This window comes from Bacillus sp. FDAARGOS_527, from assembly GCF_003812125.1.
GTDB classification, from domain to species: domain Bacteria; phylum Bacillota; class Bacilli; order Bacillales; family Bacillaceae_G; genus Bacillus_A; species Bacillus_A paranthracis.
On record NZ_CP033795.1, the window covers coordinates 4,744,188 to 4,756,882 of the forward strand.

Below are 12,695 nucleotides of genomic sequence, written 5' to 3' on the forward strand. Positions count from 1 at the left end.
ATGTCAATAATAAAAAGTTGAGCATTAATTTTTTAAAATAATATATTAAAAAAGCGGATTTCCTCTTATTGAGAATCCGCTTTTAATACATTTTTTCAATAAAATAATTACTATAGATAGAAAAACATCGATTCAGCTTGCCTTTTATCCCGCATTAACGGGCAGTAAGATCCTCACCTCAAAATTCAGCGGAAGCAAAGAAGTTAGGTGGGAGATCAACTGCCCGTAAAAGCCCGATTGGTTGGGGCTGATTAAAGTTTCACTTTATTTTTCAATTTGTGCCCATTTGAAGTTTAATTGACCTGCAAAGTCTACTTGCACAATTCCTTTCACATAAGAACGTTCTAAATAAGATTCGCCTTTCTGGTAAAGAGGAGCGATAACAGAGTCTTTAAATAATATTTTCTCGGATGCTAGTAATGCTTCCCATCGAGCTTTTTCATCACCAGCTAAAGTCGTTTTAACCTTTTCAATTGTTTTATCGAATTCCTTATTAGAGTAATGATCTAAGTTGTATGGATTATTCGTTGTAAACAATTCAAGGAATGTAATTGGATCAGCAAAGTCAGGGCTCCAGCCATCAATACCAATTTCATAGTCACCTTTTAATAAAAGTGAAACTTGTTGTTTACGTGGTTGTGGTTTCACATTTACTGTTAATCCATCTAAATTCTTTTCTAGTTGTCCTTTTAAGAACTCACCAGTTTTCTTATCAAGGTCAGCATCACTTGTTAATAATTCTAATGTTATTTTTTCAGAACCAAGCTCTTGTTTTGCCTTTTTCCATAACTCTTGTGCAGATTTTGTATCAACTTTAGTTAAATCCCCGTTTATAGTACGGAAGTCTTTTCCATCAGGCCCTTTTGCAAAGTTTTTTGGAACGAGACCAAAGGTTGGTGTAGAGCCATCATTTAATAACGTATTTACAAAGGATTTTCGATCAATTGTTTGATCGATTGCTTGGCGTGCAGACACGTTTTGTAGTACTTTGTTTTGTTGATTCATACGTAAAAATTGTACGCCTACGTTCGGGCGTTCTTTAAAGTTCGCATCTTTTTTATATTTATCAACGAAGTCGGATGTTAATTTTATACGGTCTAATTGTTTTGATTCGAATAGGTTTACTTCTGTTGATTTTTCTTTTACGACGTTAAAATTGATTTCCTCTAGTTTGACAGTATCTTTATCCCAATAGGTAGGGTTTTTCTTGAATTTAAAGCTTTGTTCATGCTTCCAATCGCTTAGTGTAAAAGCGCCGTTGTACAAGATTGTATTGTCTTCTAAAGCGTACTTATCACCTTGTTTTTTAAAGAATTCCTCGTTAATTGGTAGAAATGTTGGGAACGCTGTTAAGCTAATAAAATATGGAACAGGGCGTTCTAATTCTACCTCAAATGTATGGTCATCAACTGCTTTTACACCAAGTTGGTCGGCTGGAAGTTCTTTGTTGTTAATTTTTGTTGCATTTTTAATATCAAAGAATAGAAATGCATATTCAGAGGCTGTTGCTGGATCGACAGCTCTTTGCCAAGCGAAGACAAAATCTTTCGCTGTAACAGGAGTACCGTTTGACCATTTTGAATCTCGCAGGTGGAATGTGTATTTCGTTTTATCGCCACTTACTTCATGAGATTTTGCAACACCAGGGACAGGTTTATTACCTTCACCAAGATTATACAAGCCTTCAAATACGTTTCTCATTATTTGGCCAGAATCAGTGTCTGTAGCACGAGCCGTATCCATTGTTCGTATTTCAGTAGGTGAAGATAAGTTTAAAACCTGTTTGCTAGGTGCCTCGTCTTTTGCATTTGCTCCGCTTGCTTCGTTTTTATAACTACCGCAACCAGTTAATAAAATACTTACTCCTACAACTGATGCAATACCGGGTACAAACTTCTTTTTCATTTGATTTTCCTCCTAAATAATTAAGTTTGGATGATGATGAGGGAAATGAAAAATAAAAAATCCCTCTTTTCATATTGAGAAAGAGGGATTTTTACGTACAAGTTATGCACCCGTATATAAACGAAGTCCCTCATTCTATCTTTCAAGCTATAAAGCTTGCAGGAAGTGGCACAGTATTCAAAAATGAACCTGCTGCCGAGGTTTCAAAGGGCCAGTCCCTCCACCTCTCTTGATACAATGAGTAAACGAATAAACTTTATTAATTTTTGTGTTTCTTTGATAATTCAAAATCTTACACCTTGGATGATGAAGTGTCAACTGAATGAAATATAGTTTAAATTTTCAGTTTTCTCAAATGAAAAACCACTGCATATGGCAGTGGTTTTTCTACTAGAAGTTAAAGTTATCTGGATCTGGACCAACGCGACGATCTTCATTTAAAGCTTGAATTGCTTTCATATCATCAGCACTTAATTCAAAGTCGAAGATGTTTGCATTTTCAATAATACGATGTTCTTTAATTGATTTAGGAATTGTTACAACTTCGTTTTGTAAATCCCAGCGTAAAATAATTTGCGCAGTTGATTTATTATATTTTGTCGCAATTTCTTGCAACGTTGGATTATCTAGTAGTTGTCCTTGCATTAACGGTGACCAAGCTTCAAGCTGGATATTATGTTCTTTACAGAAAGCGTGCAACTCTTCTTGTGCTAGACGTGGGTGGTATTCCACTTGATTGACCATTGGCTTAATTTCAGCAATTTCAAATACGTCTTGTAAGTGGTGAATATGGAAATTACTCACGCCAATTGCACGAACACGGCCGTCTTTATAAAGTTTTTCTAACGCTTTCCATGATTCAGTATATTTCCCTTTTACAGGCCAATGTACTAAATATAAATCTAAATACTCTAGTCCTAATTTTTCTAATGTAGTTTCAAATGCTTGAAGTGTTGTTTCATACCCTTGATCGCTATTCCATACTTTTGATGTAATAAATAATTCTTCACGTGAAACACCTGATTCACGGATTGCTTGGCCAACGCCTTCTTCATTTTGATAAATTGCTGCAGTATCTATACTGCGGTAGCCATTTTTAATTGCTGCTTTCACAGACTCGATTACTTCTGAACCATCTTCTACTTTAAAAACACCTAAGCCGAACCAAGGCATTTTTACACCGTTATGTAATGTTGTATAGTCTTTTAAACTTGTTAAACTCATATTATTTCCCCCCTAGCTTTTTTGTTTGTCGCTTCTACTGCTTTTTGAATTGCCTCTGAAAAATTATATTCATATAAAGCTTTGAGACCTTCAGCTGTGGAACCACCTGGCGTTGTTACTTGTTCACGGAGGTTAGCTGGATCTTGTGTTTGTTCAAGCATAGAAGCAGAGCCAGAAATCATTTGAATGACAAGGTGTTTTGCGGTTGCTTCATCGACTCCATAACTTTTTGTTGCTTCAATTAAACTTTCAGCAAAGTAATAAAGGAAGGCTGGTGCACTTCCAGTAACTGCAGTAAGTTGATGAACTTCTTCCTCGGTACAAAGTTGCGAAGTACCAATGCCCCCTAAAAGCAATTGCAGGGTTTCTTGATCAGTCTCGTTTACGAATTGTCCCATCGTGTATAAGGAGATAGACTTACCAATTTCAGCAGCTGTATTTGGCATAATCCAAGCAACAGGCGTTCCTTTAGGAAGTCTTTCTTCTAAATAAGATGGGCCGATGCCGGCAGCTACCGTTACGACAAGTTGATTCGATAGTAAAGGAGATAATTCTGCTAATAATTCTTCATGTGCAGAAGGCGGCATTGCTAAAACAATCGTATCAACAAATGTAACATGCTGCTTCCAATCTGTTGTAGTAGACACATTATATCGCGCTTGTAATTGTTCCAGTTTTTCTACGTTGCTTCGGTTAGAAACGATAATTTCTTCGATGTATTCTTTGCTTGTTTTAAGTAATCCGGAAAATATAGCTTCTGCCATACGACCAGCACCAATAAATAGAATTCGATGTTTAGTTAGCATATCCTCTATTCCTTTCTAGTGGAGATATGTTATAAAAAACGATACCATTTTTAAGAGAATTTTGTAAAAAGAAAAGGCTTATTGTAGATGGAATAGATAATGAAAAGTAGGAAATTAATGGTGAAGGGGAGAGTGATTCCTTATACTAGTGATAGGGAATTTATTACACATCTGGGGAGAGATGATTATGATTAGAAGTCCGCTCTTTTTACTCATTACTAGTATTATTTGTGTATTGGTTGGATTGTATATTCAATCGAGCTATATTGAAATCTTTGCATCGGTCATGGGAATTATTAATGTTTGGCTATTAGCAAGAGAAAAAGTATCCAACTTTTTATTCGGTATGATTACCGTTGCGGTATTTCTGTATATTTTTATTACACAAGGTTTATATGCAATGGCAGTATTGGCAGGTTTTCAATTTATATTTAATGTATATGGTTGGTATCATTGGATTGCACGTAGTGGGGAGGAAGAGGTAAAAGCAACAGTTCGTTTAGATTTGCAAGGTTGGATTTTTTATATAATCTTTATTTTAGTTGCATGGATTGGTTGGGGGTATTATCAAGTCCATTACTTAGAATCAACAAGTCCATATTTAGACGCTTTAAATGCTGTACTAGGATTAGTAGCTCAATTTATGCTAAGTCGAAAAATCCTAGAAAACTGGCATTTATGGATTTTATATAATGTAGTTAGTATTTCAATTTATATCTCCACTGGGTTATATGTTATGCTAATATTAGCTGTTATTAATCTCTTTATATGTGTAGCGGGTTTGCTAGAGTGGAAGAATAATTATAAGGGCCAAAAACATACAAATAATTATATCTAGAAAATAATTAGAATTAAAAACCCCTGAAGCATATGTGCCTCAGGGGTTTACTAATAGATTATAAGTTTATGCTTTTGTCATACCAAGTAATACAGCGCCGCCGATAATTAAAACACTACCTAGTGCAATAAAGATCAATTGACGTTTCGTTTTCTTTTCGCCTAAGAAGACAATCGCACCAAATGTTGAGATAACGATTCCAGTTTGAGATAATGGGAAGCTTGTTGCTACTCCGACACGTGGTAATGAAAGAAGTAAGAATAAGTTTCCAGTTCCCCATAGTAAACCAGATAAAGCGTTACGGATTGCATATTTGTTAAATGGTTTATGTTTAGATGTCAGTACAACCGCACCAACAAACATACCAACTGCTTGTGGTAAAATAGCAGACCAACCATCGATGTTATACCAACGAATAATAATTACATATACAAGATAGCCAAAAGTAGAAACAATTAAAGTAAGAAGTCCCTTTTTCAATTGTCCTGGTGGCTGAGCATTTTCTTTATCATCTAATGATGTGAATACAACACCAACTACGATTAATAGGATTGCAATCGTTCCCAGAATGATCGTTGTAGTAGTAGTCCACTCACGGAAAGCGATAACCCCAAAGATAGAAGTTGCAACAAGTTGCATACCAGTAGAAATTGTTACAGTAGTTGAAACGCCTAGTTTTTCAACTGTTTTTAATTGGTTTACTTGTCCTAAAGCCCAGAATAAACCTGAAATAAAACCAACAATCAAGATTGTCATTGTTAAAGCTGGTTGAGTAAATACATACATAATTGTTGCGAAGAATAGAGCACCGATTGTCATACCTACCGTTTGGCTATATGCACCACCGCCCATTTTTACGCTTACTAATAAGATGTTTCCCCATGCAATTGCAGGAAGAAGCGCTAATAAAATGTCCATTACAAGACTCCCTTCGTTTTGCTATACCAATATAATTACATATCGTTCTAACGATCGGTAATGCCCCACTACTAGAGTAGAAGATTACCGATCGCTAAAACAGGATGAAGAATTCACGATATAAATGCGTTTTCATTTCTTCATTTTTTCAAACACCTCCATATAATAACAGGAAATTGCCTATTTTAGAAAGTAAATTCAAATAGAATGTATATTTAAATAAAATTTAAAATTCAGTTATTTCCCGGTGGTATATTTTTATTTCCTAAGAAATAAAAAAGCAGCTTCAAAAAGAGCTGCCTTAAGAGTTAGTAATTCTTTTATTAATAAGCTGAATACATAGCAAAAATAGGAGGGACATACTAATAGTGATAACTACTAGTGTCCAGGCGAGCTGCATATTACTTGCATCAATCGCCATGTAAATGGCAGTTGGGATAGTTTGTGTTTTACCAGGAATGTTTCCGGCAAACATGAGCGTAGCACCAAACTCACCAAGCGCACGAACAAAGCTCAAAATCATTCCACTTAGTAAGGCAGGAAATGCAAGCGGAAGTGTGACGTGTAGAAAAACTTGATATTCACTTGCACCAAGGTCACGAGCACTTTCTTCAATTTGTACATTCGCGATAGAAAATCCTGTTTTTGCTGATTGGTACATAAGCGGAAATGCAACAACTGTAGAAGCAATGATAGCAGCAGTAGATGTGAACATAATAGATTGCTGAAATATTGATTCTATCCACGTTCCAATAGGACTGTTATTTCCAAAAATGATAATGAGAAAAAAGCCGATTACAGTTGGCGGAAGTACCATTGGTAGTAAGAAAATAGTTTCTAATATTACTTTATATCTCCATGAGGAGCGTGCTAGCGCTCGTCCGATTATCGTTCCTAAAATGGTAACGATAATGGTGGCACATGCAGCTACTCGTAAAGATAGAAAGATTGGTGATAAAATAGTATCAAAGCTCATGGCAATTATGATAGGACTGTAAATCCGTATTTTTTAAAGATAGATTGTGCATCTTTTGACTGCAAATACTCATAAAATGAAGTCGCCTCTTTCTTGTGTTTAGATTCTTTTATAATACCTAAAGGATAGTGAATTGGCTCGTGAGAAGTATCCGCTGCTGTCTCACCAATTTTTACTTTGTTTGAAATAAGAGCATCTGTTTTGTATACAATACCAGCATCAACATTACCTGTTTCTACATATGTTAACACTTGGCGAACATCTTTTGTAAATACGACTTTATTTTGAATGTCATTCCAAAGATTTTCATGTGTGAGAGAAGCTTTTGCGTATTTTCCCGCAGGTACAGATTCAGGTGTACCAAGTGCGATTTTTTTTATTTTTTCATCTTTTAAATCTTGAATTTTTGTAAGAGAACTATCTTTTGGGACGACTAGAACGAGTTCGTTTCCAAGGAGATTTTTCCCCTCTTGTTCATTAATGAACCCTTTTTTAACGAGAGTTTGGAATTTATCTTCGGCTGCTGAGAAGAATAAATCAGCAGGTGCACCTTGTTCGATTTGTTGTTGAAGTGCACCAGAAGCGCCGAAGTTAAAAGAAAGTTTAATATTAGGTTCTTTTTCTTTATATTTTGTTTCAATTTCTTTTAGCGCATCTTGTAAGCTTGCAGCTGCTGATATAGTAAGTTCAACTGTTTTTCCTTCTTTAGCGGTTGATTTCTCTTTCTTCTCTCCGCTTGTACATGCAACACTAAATATAAGAAGAAAAGAAAGGATAAGTGCCCCGATGGATTGTGATGTAAACTTATTCATAAAAAATCCCCTTTCGTTTTGACATAATTAATTATAAATAATTATAACTAATTATAACTAATTATAATTGAATATAATTTGAACGATGTAGTTATTTTTAAAATATAGGAGAAATATTCTTTTCTTTGTTACAATGAAGAAAGAAAGTGAGGAATCGTCTATGGATCATCATTCCTACACAACGGAAGAAGTAGCGAAGCGATTAAAAGTATCAAAATTAACTGTATACGATTTAATTAAAAAAGGAGAACTGCCTTCTTATAGAATTGGTAGACAGATGCGCATTGATGCAGCAGATTTAGAACAATATATTAAGCAAATGAAAACAGGTAACGTACAAGTTACTCCTGTAAAGAATGACAGTAATAGTATCTCGAATACATGTATTATTAGCGGACAAGAACTAACGTTAGACATGTTGGCAAAACGTATAGAAAATCGCCTGCCAAGTTCAACTATATTAAGGGCATATCAAGGTAGTTTAACGAGCCTAGTAAAAATGTATCAAGGAGAAGGAAGTATCGTTAGCTTGCATTTGTTTGATGGCGAAACGGGTACATATAATATTCCTTATGTAAAACGCATTTTAGTAGGACAGCCATGTATTATGATTAACTTATTAGCGAGGAACGTTGGGTTTTATGTGCAAAAGGGGAATCCTAAAAATATAAAAACATGGGCTGATTTATCTCAATCATCTATACGATTTATAAATCGAGAAAAGGGTTCTGGTATTAGGGTGTTAGTCGATGAACAATTGCGCATTCAAAATTTAAATAAAGAACGTATTAGTGGATATGAATGGGAAGAATCGAACCATCTTGGTGTTGCCACGCAAGTCGCGAATGGAAAAGCTGACGTCGGAGTAGGATCAGAAAAGTTTTCGCAAATTGTAAATGTAGACTTTGTTCCAATCATGAAAGAACAGTATGATTTAGTGATTTTGAAGAATAAAGAAAATGAAGAGCTGATCGAAGTTGTGAAAGACATTCTGCAATCGGAAGAATTTCATAATGAACTAAAAGCGATTGGTGGATATGATATGACGAAAACAGGTCAAATTATATATGAAATAAAGTGAAACTTTAATCAGTGGGGGGGCTTCATCCCCCACTGATTATCAGCCCTCACCAATCGGACTTTTATGGGCAGCCCGACCCCCACCTAACTTCTTTGCTTTCGCTGAATTTTGAGGTGGGGGTCTTACTGCCCATTAAAGCGGGACAAACTAAAAAGCTGCTTGTCTATAAGACGAGCAGCTTTTTCTATATATAAAGGGGTTTGGGGAAACAAAGTGTTAAACAAGACCTTTAGCAAGTGTGTAAATGAAAGCTGTAAGAAGAGTCGCTCCACTTGCAAGTCCGATAAAGTCTGATTTGTTAAATGTAATGTTGTTCATTATAATCTCTCCTTATTTGTTTAATGTAGTTGCAACAGCTTTTGCATCGACAAGTGCGGATAGCACCATGCCCATTGTATTTAAAAATTTGTTTGATTTCATTTTGTTCATCATGCGTATCCGCTCCTTTTCGAATTGTTGTTGCCCTGCTTTATATCTTAATTATAGGAAATATGATCGCCTGCAACTATCGAATTAGCTTACGGAAGACTTACACTTTTGTAAGAAAAAAAGACATTCGTGTAAGAATGTCTTTTAAAGCATATTAATGTGGTGGTGCTCTTCGATTGTTTTTAAAAAGCTACGCATTGAATTTGTCATATAGCTATCCTTGCGGCGTATGAAAACCGTTGAAATACTGCCGTATTTTTCAGGGATTGCATGACAATGTACTTTCCCTGCTTTAGAAAGGTGGTGGACAGCAGACTGTGGTACGAGCGTAATTCCAAGGCCCAGTGCAACACTGTTTAATATAGTCTCTAATATATTAAATTCCATAATTCTTTTTGGTAGCAAACCTTCGTCTTTCAGCCATCGTTCTAGTTTGGAACGGTATCCACAACCTTGGTTAAAAACGAGTAGAGGCGTTGTTGTAAATTCTTCTATATGAAAAGCTTTATTTTGTGTTACAAGCATTAATTTCTCTGTACTAACATCATATTGTTCAATAAGGGGATGTTTTATTGGCCCTGATATAAAGGCGCCATCTAGTTGATGATCGAGTACTTCTCTAATTAATTCTTCTGTTAGACCTGCTTGTAATGATAAATCGACGTTCGGATAGCTTTTGTAGTAAGAAGATAAAATGGTAGGTAATGTACTTACTGTTTCGACAGTACCGATTTTTAATATGCCAGAGGGTGTTTCACTATCTAAAAATACTTGTTTTAGCTCCTCAACATCTTGCAAAATTTTATTAACATAAACGAGCATTTTTCTTCCTTCAGCTGTTAAAGTCATGCCTCGTTTATGACGATAAAAGAGCGGTGTTTTCAGCTCGTTCTCCAGTTGTTTAATACGCGTTGTTACATTTGATTGTACGTAATTTAATTCCTTTGCTGCACTACTTACACTACCTTGGTCAGCAACGCTCTGGAAGATTTGTAAATCTCTTAATTCCATAATACGATCCTCCTTGATGTTAACTATCATTATAAATGATAGTTAACATCATTTTGAATCATTTTACGTGATATATTTTTTCTTTTACAATTCTCTTTGTGCAAATAGAAAGAAGTGGGGGATTGCGGTGAGAAAAGGTCAAATGATAATAGGCGCTTTAGCGTGTTTAATTGCAAGTATGTCATGGGGAGCAATGTTTCCAGTTGCTGATCATGCGTTAGAATACATAGATCCATTTTACTTTTCGCTTATTCGCTATGGAGCGGTGGCGATAATGCTGATTATATTGTTGTTAATGAAAGAAGGGAAACAGGCATTTCGTTTAGAAGGAAGAGGAAAGTTACTCGTCTTTTTCGGAACGATGGCGTTTACTGTATATAATGTACTTATATTTTTAGGTCAAATGTTAATGGGAAAATCAGGCGTGATGGTAGCCTCCATTATGGAAGCACTTATGCCGATGATTTCTATTTGTATCCTATGGGGATATAAGCGTGTAAAACCGAAAAAGTATATGATAACGAGCATGATTATCGCTTTTATAGGGGCTGTATTTGTTATTACAAAAGGTGATATGAGTTTCTTTTTAACATTGAAAGATAACATGTTTTCACTAGCATGTATATTTGTTGGAGTTGTGGGCTGGGTTATTTATACGATGGGTGGTCAAACGTGTAGCGATTGGTCAACATTACGTTATTCTACGTTGACGTGTGTATTCGGTACGACTGTTACAGGAATTATAACGATAATTATAACGGCGTTTGGATATGTTTCAGTTCCGAGTATGGGAACGATTTTTATTGTGAAATACGATTTATTATTTATGATGACATTACCAGGGATAGTAGCGTTACTAGCTTGGAATTACGGTGTGAAAATTTTATCGTCCATTAATGGGATTTTATTTATTAATTTTGTGCCAATTACAACCTTAGTTATTATGATGATGCAAGGATATCAAATAACAATGTTTGATATTGTAGGGACTTTACTTGTTATTGTAGCACTTATTCGTAATAATGTTTGTCAGAGGAAAGAAGAAAATATCAACAAGAGAATTTTAGAAGAAGAGCAATTACGTCAAGCTGTTTAATAGGCAATTGGAGGATTTTACATGTTAGAAAGTTTATTGTTTTTCTTTGCCGTCGGAGTTGCTTGTGAGCTTGCAGCAATTAATCGAAATGGTCGTAAGAAGATAAAACAACAAGCTGAAATGATAGAGCTTTTAAAAGAGTTAAAAGAAAGAAACATTTAAAAAGACGACCGGGCATAGACGGTCGTCTTTTTCTATATAAAGGGGAAAGGGGACACAAAGTTATACAAGCGTAGCAGCGTAAATAAAAGCAGTAAGAAGAAGAGAGCCGCTAGCTAATCCTAAAAAATCTAATTTGTTAAAAGTGATGTTATTCATGATGCATTCTCCTTACTTATTTAATGTAGAAGCAACAGCTTTTGCATCGATAAGAGCGGAAAATACCATGCCCATTGTATTTAAAAGATTGTTCGTTTTCAGCTTGTTCATCATATTGATCCGCTCCTTTTCGAATAATGGTTGCCCTGTTTCTGACTTAATTGTATGAAATATCGCAAGAAGTAACTATCGAATTAGCTTACAAGAAAATTACACTTTTGTAAGAATTGAAATTTAACAATTAATACTCATTTTTATTACCAACTCCTATAACTTAGTGTTATAATTGAGGTAAGAAAATGACTATACTTCGGATGTTCAGAAAGGAACGAAACCAATGTATAAACCAATTACATTTTTGTTGAAATATATATTTAAAACAGCTGGGAAAGTAGAAGTGCAAGGAAGAGAAAAGCTACCAGAAGGTGGCCCGTATGTTGTTGCGTGTACACATACAAGTTTTATGGATGTATTAATGTTAGCTACAGGGATGTACCCAACAGAGATTCATTACATGGCCAAAAAAGAATTATTTGAAGGGAAATTCAAAAATTGGTTCTTTAAAAATGTAAATGCATTCCCTGTAGATCGTGCAAATCCAGGACCGAGTACACTTAAAATTCCATCACGCTTATTAAAAGAAGGAAAAGTGGTAGGGATTTTCCCAAGTGGAACGAGATCGACAGAAGATGTTTCGTTAAAAGCTGGTGCTGTGACAATTGCGATGCGTTCTAACGTTCCATTAATACCAGCAGCTTATGTTGGTCCATCAAGTGTAAAAGAATTAATAAAGGGGAAAAAGGCACAATTGATTTTTGGAGATCCGATTCAAATTGATGCTGAAGAACAAATAGATCGGAAAACAGCTATGAAAATGATGACAGACCAATTAAATGAGAAGTTTGAGGAGCTAAAGGAAGCTTTGGAATCAAATCAAAAGTAAGAAAAGACGACCGGGCATAGACGGTCGTCTTTTCTATTACTATTTATAATAAAGTGAAACTTTAATCAGTGGGGGGCTTCATCCCCCACTGATTATTAGTTGAACCAATCGGACTTTTATGGGCAGTTGATCCCCTACCTAACTTCTTTGCTTTCGTTGAATTTTGAGGTGGGGGTCTTACTGCCCATTAAAGTGGGATAAAGGGGAAAGGGGACACAAAATTTATACAAGCGTAGTGGCGTAAATAAAAGCAGTAAGAAGAATCGAGCCACTAGCCAGTCCTAAAAAATCTAATTTGTTAAAAGTGATGTTATTCATAATATATTCTCCTTACTTGT

General features: G+C 35.4%; 15 protein-coding genes and 1 riboswitch. Of the genes, 5 read left to right on the top strand and 10 right to left on the bottom strand.

Annotated features, from left to right (window positions below; genetic code table 11):
• Window positions 1-264: 264 nt before the first annotated feature.
• From EGX95_RS27440 to proC, 3 genes are all read right to left on the bottom strand, one after another.
• Window positions 265-1,905, bottom strand: coding sequence for a peptide ABC transporter substrate-binding protein (locus EGX95_RS27440; protein WP_000726442.1), 1,641 nt, complete (start codon window positions 1,903-1,905; stop codon window positions 265-267).
• Window positions 1,906-2,037: 132 nt separating this feature from the next.
• Window positions 2,038-2,144: riboswitch (SAM riboswitch) on the bottom strand.
• Between the two features lie 151 nt (window positions 2,145-2,295).
• On the bottom strand, window positions 2,296-3,129 hold the full coding sequence (locus EGX95_RS27445) for an aldo/keto reductase (protein ID WP_000060176.1): 834 nt from the start codon (window positions 3,127-3,129) through the stop codon (window positions 2,296-2,298).
• On the bottom strand, window positions 3,126-3,935 hold the full coding sequence (proC, locus tag EGX95_RS27450; RefSeq protein WP_000956265.1) for a pyrroline-5-carboxylate reductase: 810 nt from the start codon (window positions 3,933-3,935) through the stop codon (window positions 3,126-3,128). The genes EGX95_RS27445 and proC overlap by 4 nt, the downstream gene beginning before the upstream one ends.
• 187 nt (window positions 3,936-4,122) lie before the next feature.
• Between proC and pnuC the strand changes: the two genes are divergently transcribed.
• Window positions 4,123-4,773 (top strand): nicotinamide riboside transporter PnuC, encoded by a 651-nt coding sequence (gene pnuC / locus EGX95_RS27455; RefSeq protein WP_000621368.1) that lies wholly within the window; start codon window positions 4,123-4,125, stop codon window positions 4,771-4,773.
• Between the two features lie 66 nt (window positions 4,774-4,839).
• Here pnuC and EGX95_RS27460 read toward each other — a convergent pair whose 3' ends face one another.
• From EGX95_RS27460 to modA, 3 genes are all read right to left on the bottom strand, one after another.
• Window positions 4,840-5,691, bottom strand: coding sequence for a GRP family sugar transporter (locus tag EGX95_RS27460; RefSeq protein WP_000353544.1), 852 nt, complete (start codon window positions 5,689-5,691; stop codon window positions 4,840-4,842).
• 301 nt (window positions 5,692-5,992) lie between these two features.
• Window positions 5,993-6,667 (bottom strand): molybdate ABC transporter permease subunit, encoded by a 675-nt coding sequence (gene modB, locus EGX95_RS27465; protein ID WP_001996525.1) that lies wholly within the window; start codon window positions 6,665-6,667, stop codon window positions 5,993-5,995.
• Between the two features lie 5 nt (window positions 6,668-6,672).
• On the bottom strand, window positions 6,673-7,479 hold the full coding sequence (gene modA, locus EGX95_RS27470) for a molybdate ABC transporter substrate-binding protein (RefSeq protein WP_001032258.1): 807 nt from the start codon (window positions 7,477-7,479) through the stop codon (window positions 6,673-6,675).
• 133 nt (window positions 7,480-7,612) lie between these two features.
• On the opposite strand from modA, the gene EGX95_RS27475 reads away from it, so the two are divergent.
• Window positions 7,613-8,560: a helix-turn-helix transcriptional regulator gene (locus EGX95_RS27475; RefSeq protein ID WP_000712208.1), complete on the top strand. Its 948-nt coding sequence runs from the start codon at window positions 7,613-7,615 to the stop codon at window positions 8,558-8,560.
• A gap of 216 nt (window positions 8,561-8,776) precedes the next feature.
• Here EGX95_RS27475 and EGX95_RS27480 read toward each other — a convergent pair whose 3' ends face one another.
• The gene (locus EGX95_RS27480) at window positions 8,777-8,878 is read right to left on the bottom strand and encodes a DUF3948 family protein (RefSeq protein ID WP_001060016.1); all 102 of its coding nucleotides are present in this window, start codon (window positions 8,876-8,878) and stop codon (window positions 8,777-8,779) included.
• A gap of 255 nt (window positions 8,879-9,133) precedes the next feature.
• The gene (locus EGX95_RS27485; protein ID WP_000423059.1) at window positions 9,134-10,000 is read right to left on the bottom strand and encodes a LysR family transcriptional regulator; all 867 of its coding nucleotides are present in this window, start codon (window positions 9,998-10,000) and stop codon (window positions 9,134-9,136) included.
• A gap of 127 nt (window positions 10,001-10,127) precedes the next feature.
• Between EGX95_RS27485 and EGX95_RS27490 the strand changes: the two genes are divergently transcribed.
• Both EGX95_RS27490 and EGX95_RS27495 read left to right on the top strand, forming a co-directional pair.
• The gene (locus tag EGX95_RS27490) at window positions 10,128-11,096 is read left to right on the top strand and encodes a DMT family transporter (RefSeq protein ID WP_001225435.1); all 969 of its coding nucleotides are present in this window, start codon (window positions 10,128-10,130) and stop codon (window positions 11,094-11,096) included.
• Window positions 11,097-11,117: 21 nt separating this feature from the next.
• Entirely contained in the window at window positions 11,118-11,258 is a 141-nt protein-coding gene (locus EGX95_RS27495; protein WP_000894066.1) for a YrzO family protein, read from the top strand.
• Between the two features lie 60 nt (window positions 11,259-11,318).
• Here the strand turns inward: EGX95_RS27495 and EGX95_RS27500 are convergent, their stop codons facing one another.
• Window positions 11,319-11,414, bottom strand: coding sequence for a DUF3948 family protein (locus tag EGX95_RS27500; protein ID WP_001060007.1), 96 nt, complete (start codon window positions 11,412-11,414; stop codon window positions 11,319-11,321).
• A gap of 337 nt (window positions 11,415-11,751) precedes the next feature.
• On the opposite strand from EGX95_RS27500, the gene EGX95_RS27505 reads away from it, so the two are divergent.
• Window positions 11,752-12,357 carry a lysophospholipid acyltransferase family protein gene (locus EGX95_RS27505; protein ID WP_000277774.1) on the top strand — a complete coding sequence of 202 codons (606 nt, stop codon included), beginning with the start codon at window positions 11,752-11,754 and terminating at the stop codon, window positions 12,355-12,357.
• A 222-nt stretch (window positions 12,358-12,579) separates the two neighbouring features.
• On the opposite strand, the gene EGX95_RS27510 is transcribed toward EGX95_RS27505, so the two are convergent.
• Window positions 12,580-12,675, bottom strand: a complete 96-nt coding sequence (locus EGX95_RS27510) for a DUF3948 family protein (protein ID WP_001060001.1) — start codon at window positions 12,673-12,675, stop codon at window positions 12,580-12,582.
• Window positions 12,676-12,695: the final 20 nt, after the last annotated feature.

Coding starts and splice junctions, on each gene's coding strand:
- modB (WP_001996525.1), bottom strand. CDS start 6,667: ATGAGCTTTGATACTATTTTATCACCAATCTTTCTATCTTTACGAGTA.
- modA (WP_001032258.1), bottom strand. CDS start 7,479: ATGAATAAGTTTACATCACAATCCATCGGGGCACTTATCCTTTCTTTT.
- EGX95_RS27495 (WP_000894066.1), top strand. CDS start 11,118: ATGTTAGAAAGTTTATTGTTTTTCTTTGCCGTCGGAGTTGCTTGTGAG.
- EGX95_RS27510 (WP_001060001.1), bottom strand. CDS start 12,675: ATGAATAACATCACTTTTAACAAATTAGATTTTTTAGGACTGGCTAGT.
- proC (WP_000956265.1), bottom strand. CDS start 3,935: ATGCTAACTAAACATCGAATTCTATTTATTGGTGCTGGTCGTATGGCA.
- EGX95_RS27505 (WP_000277774.1), top strand. CDS start 11,752: ATGTATAAACCAATTACATTTTTGTTGAAATATATATTTAAAACAGCT.
- pnuC (WP_000621368.1), top strand. CDS start 4,123: ATGATTAGAAGTCCGCTCTTTTTACTCATTACTAGTATTATTTGTGTA.
- EGX95_RS27500 (WP_001060007.1), bottom strand. CDS start 11,414: ATGAATAACATCACTTTTAACAAATTAGATTTTTTAGGATTAGCTAGC.
- EGX95_RS27460 (WP_000353544.1), bottom strand. CDS start 5,691: ATGGACATTTTATTAGCGCTTCTTCCTGCAATTGCATGGGGAAACATC.
- EGX95_RS27440 (WP_000726442.1), bottom strand. CDS start 1,905: ATGAAAAAGAAGTTTGTACCCGGTATTGCATCAGTTGTAGGAGTAAGT.
- EGX95_RS27485 (WP_000423059.1), bottom strand. CDS start 10,000: ATGGAATTAAGAGATTTACAAATCTTCCAGAGCGTTGCTGACCAAGGT.
- EGX95_RS27475 (WP_000712208.1), top strand. CDS start 7,613: ATGAAGAAAGAAAGTGAGGAATCGTCTATGGATCATCATTCCTACACA.
- EGX95_RS27480 (WP_001060016.1), bottom strand. CDS start 8,878: ATGAACAACATTACATTTAACAAATCAGACTTTATCGGACTTGCAAGT.
- EGX95_RS27445 (WP_000060176.1), bottom strand. CDS start 3,129: ATGAGTTTAACAAGTTTAAAAGACTATACAACATTACATAACGGTGTA.